Origin of the sequence: Streptomyces sp. 35G-GA-8, assembly GCF_023534745.1 — a bacterium.
Classification (GTDB): domain Bacteria; phylum Actinomycetota; class Actinomycetes; order Streptomycetales; family Streptomycetaceae; genus Streptomyces.
Genome location: NZ_JAMHJQ010000004.1, coordinates 301,536 through 319,064 on the forward strand (window position 1 = coordinate 301,536; position 17,529 = coordinate 319,064).

Genomic DNA, 17,529 nt, shown 5'->3' on the forward strand with positions numbered 1-17,529 from the left:
GGCACCGCCGCCACGGAGCGCGCGGCTACGGCGCCTCCAGCCAGCCGCCCCACTCGGCGGCGAACGCGTCGAGCGCGACCGTGTCCATCCGCGCCTCCGGGTCCTCCACGACCACCAGCCACTGGGCGTCCTCCGCGTCGTCCTCCCCGGCCAGGGCGTCCCGCAGCAGGCGCGGCGTCTCGGTCACGTCGAACCGGTCCCCCAGCTGCTGCGCCGCGTCCTCGGCCGCGTCACGGTCGGGCAGTACCAGCAGGTGTCTCACATCGCTCACGGACCCCATTATCGGGTGCCGTCACTTGTACTTCAGCTGGGTGTCCTTGGGCACGATCTGGATGTCGAGCTCGATCCTGATGTTGGAGCCGACGACGGCGATGCCACGGGCCAGCATCGTCTGCCAGTCGATGGTGTAGTCCTCACGGTGCAGTTCGGTGGTGGCGACGACGGCCGCGCGCGTCTCGCCCTCCATGCCGACACGCATACCGCCGTAGTTGGCGTCGAGCGTCACCGTGCGAGTGACACCGTGCAGCGTGAACCCGCCGGTGATCGCCCAGGTGCTGCCACCGCGGTGCACGAAGCGGTCGCTGTAGAACTCCATCGTCGGGTACTTCTCCACGTCGAGGAAGTCCGCCGACCGCAGATGGTCGTCGCGCATCCGCACATTGGTGTTGATCGAAGCGGCGTCGATGACGACATGCATCGCCGTGTTCTCGATGGTGTCACCGATCCGGATCGCCCCGGCGAAGTTGTCGAACCGGCCGTGCACACGGGCGAGTCCGATGTGGCGGGCGGTGAAGCCGACCCGCGTGTGGGCCTGTTCGATCTCCCAGTCGCCGGGGGCGGGCAGCGGAAGCGACGGGGCCACCTGAAGCACGATGTCACCGAGGCCGCTGGGCTCCGCGCCCTCGGTGATCGACACATTCCCCCGGTACGGGGCGAAGCTGTCGGCCGAGATGGCGAGCCGGTACTCCCCGAAGGGCACCATCGCCACGAGCATCCCGAAGGGGTCGGTCTCACCGCTCACGACCTTACGGCCGGCGCTGTCACTCACCGTGAACTCGGCCTGCCCGACAGGTTCATTGACGGGGTCGAGGACTCGGCAGGAGAGCAGCCCCGCGCCGGCGGGTACAGAGAGTCCGGCGAGCGGGTTGCCTCGCTGATGAGCGGCCGTCCGTCGGCCGAGAAGGCGGCTGATCATGGTGTACGTACCCCTGTGCGTTCGGGCTCTGCGGGGCCGCGCACGGGAGACGTCATCGTCGAGAGCGGCGACCCATGACGAGTACGCATTCGATCACCCTTGCTTTGTTCGAGGCAAACGTACCCACTGGTACAGGAGCGCGCGGAGTGGATTGTCACCCGCTGTTGAACAACAGACGTGTCGAACAGCCGCCGCCGGATCGCCGCGCGCCTCGACGTCGAGGGGGCGGTGACCGCGGTCGTCGAATCCGACTCCCCGCCGCCCGGGACGGGGTCCTGCCCCGGAGCACGGCCCGTAGCCCGGCCCCGGATCCCACCACCGCGATCGCCCCGTCCGTGTCGGTACGGAGCACCGCCGCTCCCGCGGCGCGGAGCGCGTCGACGGTACGGGGTGAGGGGTGTCCGTACGGGTTGTCCCGGCCCGCCGAGATGAGGGCCAGCCGCGGGCGTACCTCGCGCAGGAGCCCCGGATGCTGGAAGGGCGAGCCATGATGGGCCACCTTGAGCACGTCCACGGGTGGCAGAGTCGGCCAGCCGCGCAACAGGCCTCGTTGAGCGGGTGGTTCGAGATCACCGAGGAGCAGCAGCGTCGGCCCCCGGGCGATCCGTACGAACAGGGTGACGCTGGAGTCGTTCGGCTCCCCGGCCGTCGGGGCCGCCCCGGTCCCCGGCCACAGCACCCGCCAGGTCAGCGGTCCGATCCGGCGCTGCTCGCCCGGCCGCGCACGGACGACGGGCACACGCGCCCCGGCCGCCGTTCTCCGTACGAACGCGGCCTGTTCCGGGGGGTCTTCGGAGACCGTCGTCTGGATCGCCCCGACCGCCCGGCCCCGCAGAACGCCGGGCAGCCCCGCGACATGGTCGGCGTGGAAGTGGGTGAGCACCAGCAGCGGGACGCGCGTGACGCCGAGGTCCCGCAGACAGCGGTCGGCGGGCCCGGGGTCGGGTCCCGCGTCCACGACCACGGCGGTGGACTCGCCCGCCGCGAGCACGGTCGCGTCGCCCTGACCGACGTCGCACATCGCGAACGTCCATCCCGGCGGCGGCCATCCGGTGACGACCCGGGTGAGCGGCGGTGGCCGCAGGACCGCGAGCAGCAGCAGTACGGCACAGACGGCGGCCGTCCAGGGATGGCGCGGGACACGCCGTAGGGCGAGCAGGACGAGGACCGTCGCCGCGGCGAGCAGCAGGCCACCACGCCAGCCGCCCGGCCAGGCGACCTCCGCGCCGGGAAGTGCCGCGCCACCGCGCGCGACGGACGCGATCCACCCCGCCGGCCAGCCCGCGCCATGGGCGAGCACTTCGGCCACGGGCATCGCCACGGGCGCCACGGCGAGCGCGGCGAAGCCGAGGACCGTGGCCGGGGCCACCGCCAGTTCGGCGAAGAGGTTGCAGGGGATCGCCACCAGCCCGACCCTCGCCGCGAACACCGCCACCACAGGCGCGCACACCGCCTGCGCCGCGCCGGCCGCGGCCAGCATCTCCGCGAGCCGTGGTGGCACCCCGCGCCGCACCAGCGCCGCACTCCACCGCGGCCCGATGGTGAGCAGGGCACCGGTGGCCAGTACGGAGAGGAGGAAGCCGTAGCTCCGGGCCAGCCAGGGGTCGTAGAGCACCAGCAGCAGTACGGCGGCGGCCAGCGCGGGAACCAGGGTTCTGCGGCGGCCCGTGCCGATGGCGAGGAGCGTGATCGCCCCGCAGGCGGCGGCCCGCAGCACACTGGGCTCCGGCCGGCAGACGACCACGAAGCCGAGCGTGAGCGCCCCTCCCAACAGCGCCGTCGACCGCAGTGAGATCCCCAGACGCGGGGCGAGCCCGCGCCGTTCGGCTCTGATGGCCAGCCCGGCCGGCCCGATCAGCAGAGCGAGCACAATCGTCAGATTGCTTCCGGAGACCGCCATCAGATGCAGCAGATCCGTTGCCGCGAACGCGTCGTGCAGCTCCGGCGGGACGCGTGAGGTGTCGCCGACGACCAGCCCCGGCAGCAGGGCACGGGCATCGGGCGGCAGTCCCTCGGTGGCCTCACGCAGCCCGGCACGCAGCTCTCCCGCCCTGCGGTGTACGGAGGTTGGCGTGCCGGTGACCAACGGCGGGCCCGTGCCTTCCACACGTAACGCGGCGGCGTAGTGGTCGTCCTCACGGAGGGGAGGCGCGAGCTTCCCGGTCAGCCGCAGCCGCGTGGAAGGCAGCAGCCGCTGCCAGGGCCCGGAGTGTGCACCGGGCGCGACGATCACCAGGACGGGCGTCCGGCCGGTGGTGGTCCCGCCCCGGGGTGTCATCACCCGTGTGAGGTCCGCGTCCAGGACGAACCCACCACGCTCGGTCCGGTCCCCGCGAACCCTGGGACGCGTGGGCCGGGGGTCGGAGGTCACCGTCAACTCCGTGGTGACACGGGCGTACCGCTCCGCGAGGGCCGGTACGGGCCCCCGGTGCAGATCGGCGGCGTGCAGCCCGGCGGACGCCGCTCCGGCGGCGGCGCAGAGCAGCATCCCCGCGACGGCCACACCATTGAGGCTTCGCTTGAGACGGCGCTTGAGCCGTGACGTGAGCCGTCGCTCCGGCCCGGCACCGGGCCACACCAGCAGCAGACCCGCGGCGAGCAGACAGGCGAGGACACCAACGGCGGTCCGGCGCCCGGGAGCTCCCAGCGCCAGGGCCGCCGCGCCCCACGCCGCCAGGGCGAGCGGGACGAGTCGGAGGTCGGCCGGTGCCTCCTGGCGGGGGTCGGCGGACCCCAGGCGGTGCCCGGCCGTCGTGTGAACCACCGGGCGCGTCATGGCCGTACAAGGGACTGGAGGTCCGCGAACCTGCGCTCCCCGATGCCGTTGACCTCGCGCAGTTCATCGACGGACCGGAAACCGCCGTGCCTGCCGCGGTAGTCGATGATGTGCTGGGCGAGCACCGGACCGACGCCGGGGAGCGTGTCGAGCTGTTCGGGCGTGGCCGCGTTGAGGCTCACCGGCCCTGCGGCGGCCTGGGCGCCGTCGCCCGCGCCCGCGCCGACACCCGCACCCGGCGCTCCGGCTGCTCCCGGAGGGGCGGGCCCGCCCACCAGGACCTGTTCGCCGTCCATCAGCACCCGCGCCCGGTTGAGCCCGGTCAGATCCGTGCCGGGCTTCGCTCCCCCGGCGGCGCGCAGCGCGTCGGCGACCCGTGACCCGGCGGGCAGCCACAGGACTCCGGGCCGCCGTACCTTCCCGCTCACATCGACAACGACCCGAGCCGACAGCGACGGCGACGGCGAGAGTGAGGGCGAGGGCAGGGGCAAGGCCTCCGCCGCTGCCTCGGGGATCACGGCCTCCGCACCGACGTTCTCCGGAGCCTTGACGGTCCCCGGCCGGCCGCTCCAGAAGTGATGACCGGCCAGAATCACGCCCACCACCAGGACCACCGCGAGCGCCGCGAGCGTCCGGGGCTCCAGACCGCATCTGAGCCGCACCCACAGAGGCAGCCGCTCGCACAGCGCGGTCACCGCCCACGCGCGCCCACGCCCCGCCCGCGCCGCGTGCGGCGCCACAGCCACCTCCGGCGCCACAGCCGCGTCCGCCCCACGCGTCGCGGTGGCGTCCCCGCTCCTCCCGGACACAGCGTCGGCGAAGAGCGCTTCCGCGCGACGGCGCACCTCCGTCCGAGCAAGGGTCGGGGCGGGGATCGGGTCCGGAGCCGCACCGCCCGCACCGCCCGCACCGCCCGTACGTGACAGCACCGTGCGCGGGCGCGGGCGGGGGCGCGCTCGTGGGCCGCCAGGACGGCCATGACGCCCACGACGGGCCCGGCCGTCGGAGCCCGGGGCACGGCCGGGGCCGCTGGTGGCAGAGGTCGCGAAGGTCGCGGAGGTCCTGGCAGCGACGGAGGTTGTCCCGGCAGCGACAGAGGTTGTCCCGGCAGCGACGGAGGTTACGGAGCGTGTTCGGAGAGCCATGCCACAAGACGGTAGGCACATCCGCCCGACCTCGCTGAGCAGGCCGAATTCTCGTGGACAACAAGCGAGTTGTGGAAAACTCGGTCACCCTCAGGAGTGGTCGCGCCCCCGCCGAAGAGTCACCCAGACCTCGCCGCCCCGGTCAGCGCGGGGAGATCACAGCCCCCAGCAGTCCCGGCCCCGTATGCGCCCCGATCACCGCGCCCACCTCGCTGACATGCAGATCCACCAGCCCGGGCACCCGCTCACGCAGCCGCTCGGCCAGCGTCAACGCCCTTTCGGGTGCGGCCAGATGGTGCACGGCGATGTCCACCTCGCTCGCGCCCGCCCGTTCGGCGACGATCTCCTCCAGCCGCGCGATCGCCTTCGACGCCGTACGCACCTTCTCCAGCAGCTCGATACGCCCGCCGTCCAGCTGGAGCAGCGGCTTCACCGCGAGCGCGGAGCCCAGCAGCGCCTGGGCGGCACCGATACGGCCACCCCGGCGCAGATAGTCCAGCGTGTCCACATAGAAGTACGCGGAGGTCCCGGCGGCCCGCTTCTCGGCGGCGGCCACCGCCTCGTCCAGCGTGCCGTCGGCCTCCGCCGCCTCGGCCGCCGCCAGCGCGCAGAACCCGAGCGCCATCGCCACCATGCCGGTGTCCACCACCCGTACCGGCACGGGCGCGTCCTTCGCCGCGAGCACGGCGGCGTCGTACGTCCCGGAGAACTCGGCCGACAGATGCAGCGAGACGATCCCGCTCGCACCGGCCTCCGCCGCCCCGCGGTACGCGGCGGCGAAGACATCGGGGCTCGGCCGCGACGTGGTCACGGAGCGTCGCTTCTGGAGCGCCACGGCGAGCGAACGGGCCGAGATCTCCGTGCCCTCCTCCAGCGCGCGGTCACCGAGCACGACGGTCAGCGGCACCGCGGTGATGCCGTGCCGCTCCATCGCCTGCGGCGGCAGGTAGGCCGTGGAATCGGTGATGATCGCGACATGGCGGGACATGAGCGGGAGGTTACCCGTCGTCGCCCCTGGTCGGCAGCCCACCCCCATGTCAGTGATCGTTTCCGCCCCCGCACACGTCGTGATCCCGCCTCGGACCGTCGGCCCGTGGCCCCCGGACCGTCACATCATCGTCTCCGACCGTCAGGCCAGAGTCCTCAACCGTCATGGTCCCGACCGTCACGTCGTGGTCTCGGGCCTGGTCTGCCCGGGGGCCTTCTGCCAGGGATATGTCTGCTGCCGCCGGGTATCGGGCGGCTCGATCGCCTCGGGCCCGCCCTGGTCGCCGGACGCGGGACCCGCCCGCTCCGCCCCCGCCGCCCCGGCCCCGGAGCCCTCCGGCTCCGGCCACATCATCGGCTCACGCATCGGCTCACGCTCCGGCCGTTCCTCCGCCGTCGACCAGTGCCGCAGCGCCCCGGACTCCACATCGATCTGCGCGCTCAGCGACGACAGGTCGTCCTCCGCGAACTTCCGCGCCCGGTCCCGCGCGGCCCAGCGCAGTGAGTCCGCCGCGTGCGTGATCCGTTCCGTACGTTCCCGCACGTCCGGGAGCCGCTCCGCGACCCTCACCCGGTCCGGGTCCCGCTCCAGCTGCCGCAGCTCGTCGTCCAGCTCATGGCCGTGCGCGCTCAGCCGCTGGAAGAGCTCGATCGACTCCGTCAGCGAGGCGTCCTCGGCCACACCGGCCTGAAGCGCTTCCTGCGTGGCCCGCATCGAGGTCCGCAGCCTCAGCCGCAGCTGCGCCAGCTCCCCCGCCGCGCCCGTCTGACCGATGCTTCTGGCGCGCAGCGTGGTGTCCTCGACGGTCCTGCGGGCCTGCGAGATCGTACGGTCCACGCCCCGCTTGGCCGCGCGCACCGCCTTCACGCTCACAAACACTCCCAGCGCGACGAAGGCGACGAAGAGCAGCGCCACGATCAGGATCACGACGTCCATGGGCGCCCCTTCGCGTTCGGTCGTTCTCGGCAGCGGCTTTCGCGTGCCGCTTCTTCCACCGTAAACGCAACAGGCAGGCCGGGGGTTCCGTACGAAACCCCCAACCTGCCCGTAGGGGAAAGCCCTGTGCTACGCGGGAACGATGTTCACCAGCTTCGGCGCCCGCACGATCACCTTCCGGATGCCCCCGCCGCCCAGCGCCGCGACCACCGCCGCGTCACCCAGCGCCAGCGCCTCCAGCTCCTCGTCCGAGATGGACGGGGAGACCTCCAGCCTCGCCTTGACCTTGCCCTTGATCTGCACCACGCAGGTCACGGACTCGTCGACCACATACGCCGGGTCCGCGACCGGGAAGTCCTGGTGGACGACCGAGTCGGAGTGGCCCAGCCTGCGCCACAGCTCCTCGGCGATATGCGGGGCCAGTGGCGCGATCAGCAGCACCAGCCGCTCGGCGACCGAGCGCGGGACCGGGCCGTCCGTCTTGGTCAGGTGGTTGTTCAGCTCGGTCACCTTCGCGATGGCCGTGTTGAACCGCAGCCCCGCCATGTCCTGCGAGACCCCGTCGATCGCCTTGTGCAGCGCGCGCAGCGTGTCCTCGTCGATGTCGGCTTCCGCGGTGTCCACGACGGTGGCCTCGCCGGTCGTCTCGTCCACCACGTTGCGCCACAGCCGCTGCAGCAGCCGGTACTGGCCGACGACCGCGCGGGTGTCCCACGGACGCGAGACATCCAGCGGGCCCATGGCCATCTCGTACAGCCGCAGCGTGTCCGCGCCGTACTCGGCGCAGATCTCGTCCGGAGTGACCGCGTTCTTCAGGGACTTGCCCATCTTGCCCAGTACGCGGCTGACCTTCGCGCCCTGGTACCAGTACGCGCCGTCCCGCTCCTCGACCTCGGCGGCCGGCACCGCGATGCCACGGCTGTCCCGGTAGACGAACGCCTGGATCATGCCCTGGTTGTACAGCCTGTGGAACGGCTCGACCGAGGAGATGTGCCCCAGGTCGAACAGCACCTTGGACCAGAAGCGCGCGTACAGCAGATGCAGTACGGCGTGCTCGGCACCGCCCACATACAGATCGACGCCGCCGTGCGGCTTCCCCTCGCGGGGACCCATCCAGTACTGCTCGATGGCAGGGTCGACCAGCTTCTCGCTGTTGTGCGGGTCCAGGTAGCGCAGCTCGTACCAGCACGAACCGGCCCAGTTCGGCATGGTGTTGGTCTCCCGGCGGTAGCGCTTGACGCCCTCGCCCTGCCCCAGGTCCAGCTCGACATCGACCCAGTCCGCGTTCCGTGACAGCGGCGTCTCCGGCTGCGTGTCCGCGTCGTCCGGGTCAAACGTGCGTGGCGAGTAGTCGTCGACCTCCGGCAGCTCCAGCGGCAGCATCGACTCGGGCAGCGCGTGCGCCGTACCGTCCTCGTCGTAGACGATCGGGAACGGCTCGCCCCAGTACCGCTGACGGCTGAACAGCCAGTCGCGCAGCCGGAAGTTGACGGTGCCCTCACCGATACCGCGCGCGGCCAGCCACTCCGTGATCCGCGCCTTGGCCTCGGAAACGCCCAGACCGTCCAGCGAGATGTCCTCGCCCGTCGAGTTGATGAGACGCGCGTCGTACGAGGCGAACGCGTCGTCCCACTCCGCAGGGTCGGTGGAGCGGCCGTCCGAGGGCTCGACCACACAGCGCATCGGCAGCTCGAAGGCGCGCGCGAACGCGAAGTCACGGCTGTCGTGCGCCGGTACGGCCATGATCGCGCCCGTGCCGTACCCCATCAGCACATAGTCGGCGATGAAGACGGGTACGCGGTCGCCGCTGACCGGGTTGGTGGCGTACGCGCCGGTGAAGACACCGGTCTTGTCCTTCGCCTCGGCCTGCCGCTCGACGTCGGACTTCGACGCGGCCTGCTTGCGGTACGCGTCGACGGCCTCGGCGGGGGTGGCGTGGCCGCCCGTCCATACGTCGTGCGTGCCCTCGGGCCAGGCGGCCGGCACGATCTTCTCGACCAGGTCGTGCTCGGGCGCCAGCACCATGTACGTGGCGCCGAACAGCGTGTCCTGACGCGTGGTGAAGACGGTGATCGCGTCCATATGACCGTCGTCACCGACATGGACCGGGAAGTCGACGCGCGCGCCCTCGCTGCGCCCGATCCAGTTGCGCTGCTGCAGCTTGATGGCCTCGGGCCAGTCCAGCGCGTCCAGATCGTTCAGCAGCCGGTCCGCGTAGGCGGTGATCCGCATGTTCCACTGGCGCAGCTTCGCCTTGAACACGGGGAAGTTGCCGCGCTCGGAGCGGCCGTCCGCGGTGACTTCCTCATTGGCCAGGACGGTGCCCAGGCCGGGAGCCCAGTTGACGGGCGCGTCGGACGCGTACGCCAGCCGGTACTCGCCCAGGACGTCGGCGCGCTCGGCGGCGTTCAGCGCGCTCCAGGGGCGCCCGTCGGGCGTCGGGCGCTGCCCGCTCTCGAACTGCGCCACCAGCGTCTCGATCGGGCGCGCCTTGTCCGCGTCCTTGTCGTACCAGGAGTTGAAGATCTGTACGAAGATCCACTGGGTCCACTTGTAGTAGTCCGGGTCGATCGTCGCCACGGACCGGCGCTTGTCGTGGCCCAGACCCAGCCTGCGCAGCTGGACCTTCATGTTGTCCATGGCCGCCTCGGTCGACACGCGGGGGTGCGTGCCGGTGGCGACGGCGTGCTGCTCGGCCGGCAGGCCGAAGGCGTCGAAGCCCAGCGTGTGCAGAACGTTGTGACCGGTCATGCGCCGGTGGCGGGCGAACACGTCGGTGGCGATATAGCCCAGGGGGTGACCGACGTGCAGACCCGTGCCCGACGGGTACGGGAACATGTCCATGATGAACTTCTTGGGCTTCGCGACCAGCTCGGGGTCGCCGGCCAGATCACCCGTGGGGTTCGGCGCCTCGTACGTGCCCTCGGCGTCCCAGAAGTCCTGCCAGCGTGCCTCGATGTCGGCGGCCATGGCCGCCGTGTAGCGGTGCGGCGCCACCGGCTCAGCGGCAGCGGAATTCGTCTCGCTCATGTTCTCCGAAGCTCCATCGATCGTCTCTGCCAGCGGATTCGGCCGTGCCATTCGACGAATGGCGGCGCCGGCCGGTGAACGAAAAAGCCCCTCACACAGGAGGGGACGCCACGCTGATTCCGACCGGATCTCTGTCATCCGTGTCCGTCGGGACTGATCAGCGCGGCCCGCTAAGCAGAAGGCGTACGGCACGCATGGCGTCAGGGTACCGCAGCGTCCGGACGGCCCGCACCGGCGTATCACGCGGGGCCGCCTCCGAGCGAGGTCATGGCTGAGGTCACGGCTGAGGTGACGACCACGGTCACGCCTGCGGTCACGGCCGAGGGGCGCCCCGGAGGAGAAGAGTCCGGGGAGACGGCGGGGAGAGGCGGCGGACGGTCCGGGGAGGGCCTGCGCAGAATACGGGTGAGAGTGAGCGAAAGGGTTGACAGAAGGGCTTGACCGGGTCCCGGCGTTGGGCATGCCGCGGGCTCCCGCGAGACCCCTGAGGCGGGCGCCGCACCCGGCTTACTCCGCGTATCAGTCCCTATCCGGGCAACCGCGCAGTCGGATAACTCACCTTGCCCCGGCTAAACCCGCAAACCCGGTACTGCCCGGTATGGCGCCACCTAGCATGCCGCCCACGGGACCGCTTTCCCGAGCCATTCGGAGTTGCCCCCATGAACCCTCAACGCAAGCCCAGTTCGTCGCTCAGCCTGGATCCCGACAAGAGCCGGCAGATACAGGGCGGAGTTTCCGTCGCCGCACTGGTACTGGTACCGCTACTCGCCGTCGCGGGAGGCGACGATTTCCGTGACTTCCTCGATTTCGGCGCCGGCGTGCTGTCGCTGCTGTCTCTTTCCGGGGCCGTCGTCTGGGGCCTGATAGCCACCGACCGGTTACTGCTCTCCCCGCGGCACCGACTGCTGGCCCAAGGCGTCCACCGGGCGACGGCCGTGGCCTCGCTCGGCTTTCTGCTGCTGCATGTCACCGTCAAGGTCTCCCTCGGACATGTGGCACTGATCGGCGCCCTCGTGCCGTTCGGCCTCGGTATCGACGGCGCCAACGGCCTCATCGGCTTCGGCTCGCTCGCCGGACTGCTGATGATCATCGCGGCCACGACCGGCGCGATGCGCAGCGCCTTCGCCCTCCCCGGCCGGTTCGCGGGGCGCTGGCGGGCGGTGCACATGCTGGCCTACCCGGCCTGGTGCTTCGCTCTTGTGCACGGCCTCTTCGCGGGCCGCCCCGCGGCCACCTATGTCACCACGCTGTACTGCCTCACCCTGGTCGGGGTGGCCGCCGCCGTGTCCGTACGGCTCTTCCCACGCCCGCTCAAGCGCCGGATCGCCGACAAGATCGTGTCGCTGACCGGCGCGGCCGGGGTGAACGGGGTGAACGGGGCCGCCCGTGAGACGGCCGAGACCGAGCCGTCCCGGCGCGATCTCGCCTCGGCCCCGCTCCCGGGCGCGACAGGCATTCCCCCGCGGCCCCGGTACGCGGGCCCCCTCCAGCGCGAGCCCGCCATGCCCGGCCCGTCGCTGGGATCGCCGCTCGACCCGCCCCGTACGCCGCCGCGGCTCGCTGCCCCGTCCCCGCCGCTGTACGAGGCTCCCCGTCCACCGGCCGATCCCTTCCCGGCCGTCGACCCCCTGGCCGACACCTTCGCCGCCCCCCGCGCCGATCCGCTGTCGGACACCGGTACGGGTATCTCCGCCGGGTACCGCGCGGTCTCGCTGGGGACCGAGGCCACCACGCGTATGCCGGTACCGCAGCCCCCCGGGCCGGCAGGGGCCCCCGACGGCATACCGCTCGCCGAGCGCATACCGATGACCGAGGAGATCCCGGTCGTCTCCGAGGAGCCCATGGGCAGGCCGGGCGGCTGGCCCGCCCCGTCCCCGCCACGGCCGGCGCCGGCGCAGGCCTTCGCTCCGCCCCCGTCGACCCCCTACGACTCCGGCGCGATCCCCACGTACGACACGACGGCCGCCTCGGCCTACGGCCCGGCGGGAGCGTCCCCGTACGGCGGCACCGACGCCTACGACACCGGTTCCGTCCCCGCCTACGACAGCGGGTCCTACGGCAGCGGGCCCTATGCCGGGCAGACGTCGGCCTTCCCCGGACCGGCCTCCCCTGGACCGGCCTCCCCCGGACCCGCCTCCCCCGGACCCGCCTCGCCCGGACCGGCCTCCCCCGCCCGGGACACGCCCGATCCCGCCGATCCACCGCCCGGTCCCCTCTATCCGCCCCCGGCCGGGGAACCCTGGCACGCACCCGCAGGAGACCGACCGTGAACACCCCGCTCCCCGATGTCCCCGAAGTCCGTGTCGTCGGCCTCCCCCAGCTGACCCAGGGATTCGATCTGGTCGAACGCCTCGATCTGCCCATGCATCTCAAGGTGCACGGCCCGCTGGAGCCGATGACCGGCGAGCGGCTGGCACAGCTCGCCGAGAACATCTCGCTGACCGGCCGCGGCGGCGCGGGCTTCCCCTTCGGCAAGAAACTGCGTGCGGTCGCCAAGGCCGCGATCCGCCGAGGTGTCCGGCCGGTCGTCGTGATCAACGGCAGCGAGGGCGAGCCCCCCTGCCGCAAGGACACCGTCCTGATCAACCGCGCCCCGCATCTCATACTCGACGGCGCGCTGCTGGCCGCCGAGGCGCTCGGCGCGCGCACCCTGGTCGTCGCCGTCACCCGCAATTCCACCGAGGTCTCGATCCGCGCGGCCCTCGCCGAACGCGGACTGTCCGACCGGCGCGGCCAGCCGCTGCGCGCGCGGGTGATCCGTACCCCCGAGCGCATGGTCTCGGGCGAGGCCTCGTCCGTGATCCGTGCCATCGGCGGCGGACCCGCCCTGCCGCCCGGCCGCCGCGAGCGCGCCGCCGAGTCCGGGGTGGCCGGTCTCCCGACGCTGCTGTCCAACGCCGAGACCTTCGCCCAGCTGGCCGTCGCCGCCCGTATCGGCGCCCGCCGTTACGGCCACACCGGGCTCGACAGCGAGCCGGGCACGGTCCTGCTCACCATCTCCGGCGCGGTCGCCCGTCCCATGGTGGTCGAGGCGCCGTCGGGGGTGCCGCTGCGGTACATCCTCCAGATGGCCGGCGCCCCGCCGATGCCCCAGGGCGTGCTGACCGGCGGCTACCACGGCAACTGGATCGACGCGATGGCCGCCCATGAGGCCGTCATCTCCAAGGAGTCCTTCGCGTCCTTCGGCGGCGCGCTGGGCGCGGGCGCGATCCTGCCGATCGGTCCCGAGACCTGCCCGCTGGGTGAGGCGCTACGGGTCGCCAACTGGCTGGCGGCCGAGACGGCGGGGCAGTGCGGCCCCTGCAAGCTCGGGCTGCCCGCGGCCGCGGGCGGTCTCTCCGATGTCATCAACGGCGGCGGCCAGGCCGCGCTGGAGGCGCTGCGCGCGGTGACCCAGGCGGTCAAGGGCCGGGGCGCCTGCAAGCACCCCGACGGCTCCGCGCGGTTCTTCGCCTCCACTCTGTCGGCGTTCACCGACGACCTCGCCGCGCATGTGCTCGACGGCGGCTGCGGACGCGAGACGACGGGGGTGCTGCCCCTGCCGGGACCGGGCCACCAGGAGGCGGAGGAGTCCATTCCGAGCGGGGAGAAACTCGCCGTGGACTGGACGCTGTGCCAGGGCCACGGTCTCTGCGCGGACATCGTCCCCGAGCTGATCCGGATGGGTCCTGACGGCTATCCGGCGCTCGCGGACGCGTCGGTTCCGATGCATCTGCGCGGGCGTGCGCAGCGCGCGGTGCGCCGCTGCCCCGCGCTCGCGCTCCGTATCGAGCAGCCCGCGCCGGTACGCACCGAGCGGTCCGCTCGCATGGCGCTGCCGCCCAGCGGTGGCCGCAAGGCCCTGGGACCCGGGCGCGGTTGAGACATTCGGCCGGCGGATGCCCGCGACGGGCGCCCGCCGGCCCACGCCCCACAAGCACCCCCCATGAGGGCACAGCACACAGACGAGAAGCGGGCCACCCGATCCGGGCGGCCCGCTTCTCGTACTGCTGAGTACTGCCGACTACTGCTGAATCCGCTGTGACAGCCGAATAGATGTGGAGCTAAGGAGAATTGAACTCCTGACCTCCTGCATGCCATGCAGGCGCTCTACCAACTGAGCTATAGCCCCTCGCGGTGTGCCGCTCTCCGGGCTCTCCCCTCGGCGGCATCGCCAACATTACACGGTCACTCCGGCTCACCACCAAATCGTTTCCGGTCTGAAGGGATAAGACCGATACGCCCGGTACTGTCGCCCTTCGTGACTGTCGCCATGCTCCCGCGGAGCACGCTCCGCAACCTCTCCGCCCGGCGCCCCCTCCTGCTCGCCGCCTCGGTCTGTCTGCTGTCCTTCGCCACGTTCTGGGCGGCGCAGCGCGCGGCCGGGGTCTCCATGATCGACCTGATGGTCTATCGGGCCGAGGGCCGTACGGTGCTGGACGGCCGGGACCTGTACGCGATGCGCGCGACGTCCGTTCAACTTCCGGCGACCTACCCGCCGTTCGCCGCCCTGCTGTTCACCCCGCTCACGCTGCCGGGCGTTCCCGGGCTGCGGGCGCTCGCCACCGCCGGGAATCTACTGCTCCTGGTCGCGTTCGCCCAGCTCTCCCTGCGGCTGACGCTCCCCCCGGACCGGCTCCCCCGACCGTGGGTCACCGCGCTCTGGGTCGCCTCGCTCGCCGTCTGGTGCGAGCCGGTCTGGACGACCCTGCGCTACGGGCAGATCAATCTGCTGCTCGCGGTGGCGGTGATGTGGGACCTCACGCGCCGCGACGGCCACCGCTGGGCGGGCGCGGGCACCGGCCTCGCCGCGGCGGTCAAGCTCACCCCCGCGCTCTTCGCGGTCCTGTTCCTGATCGTCGGGCTGGTACGGGCCGGGCGGGAGGGCCGGAATCCGTGGCTGCGGCGGTCCGCGACGGCCTCGGTGGTCTTCTGCGCGGCGACGCTGGCGGCAGCCGCCGCTCTCCCCCGCGACTCGCTCCGCTTCTGGTCCATGACCCTCTTCGAGACACACCGGGTGGGCAGCGCGGAGAACACCGCCAACCAGTCGCTGCGCGGGGTCCTCGCCCGGCTGCTGCACACCGGCGAGCCGGCGCTCTGGTGGACCGCCACGGCCGCCGCGGTGGCGGTGCTCGGCCTCACGTCGGCGGTCGCGGCGGCGCTGCGCGGGGAGCGTGCCGCCGCCATGGCCGCCTGCGCGGCGACGGCGCTGCTGATCAGCCCGGTCTCCTGGTCGCACCACTGGGTGTGGTGCGTACCGATCGTGCTGTTCCTCGGCGCGCGCGCCGGGGCGAGGTGGGCGCTCGCCGCGGCGCTGGTTTTCTGCTCGTACGCCCTGTGGTGGGTCCCGCACGGCGCCGGCCGCCCCGAACTGACCCAGGGCGCCGCCGAGATGGCGCTCTCGGCCCTCTACCCGCTGACGGCCGCCGCCCTGATCGGGTACGTGGCGGTGTCGGTGGTCAGGCCGTGGCGAACGAGTAGAACCGCTTGAGCGTGCAGTGCTCGTCGAGGAGCCGGCCGTAGATCGGCTCGCCCTCCAGCTCCCGGTAGGTCTCGATGGGGTCGCCCTTTATGATCAGCGCCCGCGCGCACTCCTCGCACCAGTACTGGTACTCGGGGTTGAGCGGATCCATGTCACGGACGATCGGCGTACCACTGCCGCACCAGTCGCATTTACGCCTGTGTGCACCCATCACTCAGCTCCAGCTGTGGCCGCAGGCCGTGCACACGTAGGAAATTCCGCCATTGTCACCAAGCACTTGAGCCACATGGGACGAGCCGCACGAAGGGCAACTGAGGCCGGTGCGCGCCTCCGCCGCGACGAGCGGTTCACCGGGTTCCTCGACGCTGCTGGCGGACATGTACGCGCTCCCTCCCCATGCGGTCCGTCGCCCCCCTCCGGCGGTCCGATTCTGCCACGACGAGGACTGGGGAGCAGCCTGAAAAATCCTGCCTGTTAGGGCTTATACCGGACGCGGCGACCACGGGCCCGGAACCCGCGGGGCGAGAAAGACGGCGAGGGAGAGGGCGAGCGCGAGGACGAACGTCCCGAAACCAGAAATCCCGCCCCTTGCCAGGGACGGGATCCAGAGGATGTAACCGATTGTGGAGCTAAGGAGAATTGAACTCCTGACCTCCTGCATGCCATGCAGGCGCTCTACCAACTGAGCTATAGCCCCGCGTGTTCCCCGCGCTCAGCGCCGCGAACAAGAAGAACTTTAGCCTGCGACCAGCCGGAAAGTGAAATCCGGCCCCGCCGCCGCCCGGGGTGGCTCAGTCGTCGTCACCGAGGACGGGTTCCGGGAGGGTTCCCGCGTTGTGCTCCAGGAGCCGCCAGCCGCGCGCGCCCTCACCGAGGACGGACCAGCAGCAGTTCGAGAGCCCGCCGAGACCTTCCCAGTGGTGGGCCTCCAGACCCAGCAGATGGCCGATCGTGGTACGGATCGTGCCGCCGTGGCTGACCACGACGAGCGTGCCGCCGTCGGGCAGCTTGTCGGCGTGCCGGAGGACGACGGGCGCGGCGCGCTCCGCCACCTCGGTCTCCAGCTCACCGCCGCCGCGCCGGACGGGCTCGCCGCGCTTCCACGCCGCGTACTGCTCGCCGAACTGCCCGATGATCTCTTCATGGGTCAGGCCCTGCCAGTCGCCCGCGAAGGTCTCGCGGAGCGCGGGGTCATAGGCGATGTCGTGTCCGGTGATCGCGGCCAGCTCACGGGCCGTGGCCGTGGCCCGCCGGAGGTCGGAGGCGATGATCGCGTCCGGCTTCAGGGAGGCCAGCAGCCGGGCGGCCCGGTGCGCCTGGGCGATACCGGTGTCGGTCAGCTCGATGTCCGTGGTGCCCTGGAAGCGGCGCTCCAGATTCCACGACGTCTGGCCGTGCCGCCACAGGATGATGCGGCGGCCCCTGCCGCCCTTTCCGCCGTTCAGCTCAGCTCACCGTCCGTGTCACCGAAGGCCCCCGCGCGCTCCCCGCCGTCGCCCGCCGACTCGGCGTGCTCCGCGGCCTTGCCCCGGGTCTTGACGGCGTCCTCGGGAAGCGGCAGCTCGGGGCAGTCCTTCCACAGCCGCTCCAGGGCGTAGAAGACGCGCTCCTCGCTGTGCTGCACATGCACGACGATGTCGACGTAGTCGAGGAGGATCCAGCGCGCGTCGCGGTCGCCCTCGCGGCGCACCGGCTTGGCGCCCAGCTCCTTCTGGAGCCTCTCCTCGATCTCGTCGACGATCGACTTGACCTGACGGTCGTTGGGCGCCGAGGCGAGCAGGAAGGCATCGGTGATCGACAGCACATCGCTGACGTCGTACGCGATGATGTCGTGCGCGAGCCGGTCGGCCGCCGCCTGGGCGGCGGCGTTGACGAGCTCGATGGAACGATCAGTGGCGGTCACAAGCAGGCTTCCGTCGGTGGTCATGGAGATACCAAGGATCTCACGGACCACCGACAGCCGGTGCGGCGCGGGAGCGGGGCGGCCCCGGTCCCCGC

At 71.9% G+C, this 17,529-nt stretch carries 13 protein-coding genes and 2 tRNA genes; 3 read left to right on the plus strand and 12 right to left on the minus strand.

All coding sequences use genetic code 11. The features are described 5' to 3' along the window. Positions 1-25 precede the first annotated feature (25 nt). From M1203_RS10570 to leuS, 7 genes are all read right to left on the minus strand, one after another. Positions 26-271: a hypothetical protein gene (locus tag M1203_RS10570; RefSeq protein ID WP_249949318.1), complete on the minus strand. Its 246-nt coding sequence runs from the start codon at positions 269-271 to the stop codon at positions 26-28. A gap of 21 nt (positions 272-292) precedes the next feature. After that, positions 293-1,195: a YceI family protein gene (locus M1203_RS10575; RefSeq protein WP_249949319.1), complete on the minus strand. Its 903-nt coding sequence runs from the start codon at positions 1,193-1,195 to the stop codon at positions 293-295. A 154-nt stretch (positions 1,196-1,349) separates the two neighbouring features. After that, positions 1,350-3,971, minus strand: coding sequence for a ComEC/Rec2 family competence protein (locus tag M1203_RS10580; protein WP_249949320.1), 2,622 nt, complete (start codon positions 3,969-3,971; stop codon positions 1,350-1,352). Continuing rightward, positions 3,968-4,816 carry a helix-hairpin-helix domain-containing protein gene (locus tag M1203_RS10585; protein WP_308404863.1) on the minus strand — a complete coding sequence of 283 codons (849 nt, stop codon included), beginning with the start codon at positions 4,814-4,816 and terminating at the stop codon, positions 3,968-3,970. Before M1203_RS10585 ends, M1203_RS10580 begins: the two co-directional genes overlap by 4 nt. A gap of 442 nt (positions 4,817-5,258) precedes the next feature. Next, positions 5,259-6,104: a DegV family protein gene (locus tag M1203_RS10590; RefSeq protein WP_249949322.1), complete on the minus strand. Its 846-nt coding sequence runs from the start codon at positions 6,102-6,104 to the stop codon at positions 5,259-5,261. Between the two features lie 177 nt (positions 6,105-6,281). Beyond that, positions 6,282-7,040, minus strand: a complete 759-nt coding sequence (locus tag M1203_RS10595) for a hypothetical protein (protein ID WP_249949323.1) — start codon at positions 7,038-7,040, stop codon at positions 6,282-6,284. Positions 7,041-7,169: 129 nt separating this feature from the next. Further along, positions 7,170-10,070, minus strand: coding sequence for a leucine--tRNA ligase (gene leuS / locus M1203_RS10600; protein ID WP_249949324.1), 2,901 nt, complete (start codon positions 10,068-10,070; stop codon positions 7,170-7,172). Positions 10,071-10,729: 659 nt separating this feature from the next. Between leuS and M1203_RS10605 the strand changes: the two genes are divergently transcribed. Then, positions 10,730-12,340: a ferric reductase-like transmembrane domain-containing protein gene (locus tag M1203_RS10605; RefSeq protein WP_249949325.1), complete on the plus strand. Its 1,611-nt coding sequence runs from the start codon at positions 10,730-10,732 to the stop codon at positions 12,338-12,340. Beyond that, positions 12,337-13,932, plus strand: coding sequence for an NADH-quinone oxidoreductase subunit NuoF family protein (locus M1203_RS10610; RefSeq protein WP_249949326.1), 1,596 nt, complete (start codon positions 12,337-12,339; stop codon positions 13,930-13,932). Before M1203_RS10605 ends, M1203_RS10610 begins: the two co-directional genes overlap by 4 nt. Positions 13,933-14,108: 176 nt before the next feature. Here the strand turns inward: M1203_RS10610 and M1203_RS10615 are convergent. Beyond that, a tRNA-Ala gene (locus tag M1203_RS10615) sits at positions 14,109-14,181 on the minus strand. Between the two features lie 129 nt (positions 14,182-14,310). Here M1203_RS10615 and M1203_RS10620 point away from each other — a divergent pair. Then, positions 14,311-15,540, plus strand: coding sequence for a glycosyltransferase 87 family protein (locus tag M1203_RS10620; RefSeq protein WP_249949327.1), 1,230 nt, complete (start codon positions 14,311-14,313; stop codon positions 15,538-15,540). Here M1203_RS10620 and M1203_RS10625 read toward each other — a convergent pair. From M1203_RS10625 to rsfS, 4 genes are all read right to left on the minus strand, one after another. Further along, the gene (locus M1203_RS10625; protein ID WP_030352343.1) at positions 15,509-15,742 is read right to left on the minus strand and encodes a hypothetical protein; all 234 of its coding nucleotides are present in this window, start codon (positions 15,740-15,742) and stop codon (positions 15,509-15,511) included. The two genes, M1203_RS10620 and M1203_RS10625, sit on opposite strands and share 32 nt — an antisense overlap. A gap of 413 nt (positions 15,743-16,155) precedes the next feature. Continuing rightward, a tRNA-Ala gene (locus tag M1203_RS10630) sits at positions 16,156-16,228 on the minus strand. A gap of 94 nt (positions 16,229-16,322) precedes the next feature. Next, the gene (locus M1203_RS10635) at positions 16,323-16,976 is read right to left on the minus strand and encodes a histidine phosphatase family protein (protein WP_249949617.1); all 654 of its coding nucleotides are present in this window, start codon (positions 16,974-16,976) and stop codon (positions 16,323-16,325) included. Next, positions 16,973-17,458, minus strand: a complete 486-nt coding sequence (gene rsfS, locus M1203_RS10640) for a ribosome silencing factor (RefSeq protein ID WP_249949328.1) — start codon at positions 17,456-17,458, stop codon at positions 16,973-16,975. Before rsfS ends, M1203_RS10635 begins: the two co-directional genes overlap by 4 nt. Between the last annotated feature and the right edge of the window lie 71 nt (positions 17,459-17,529).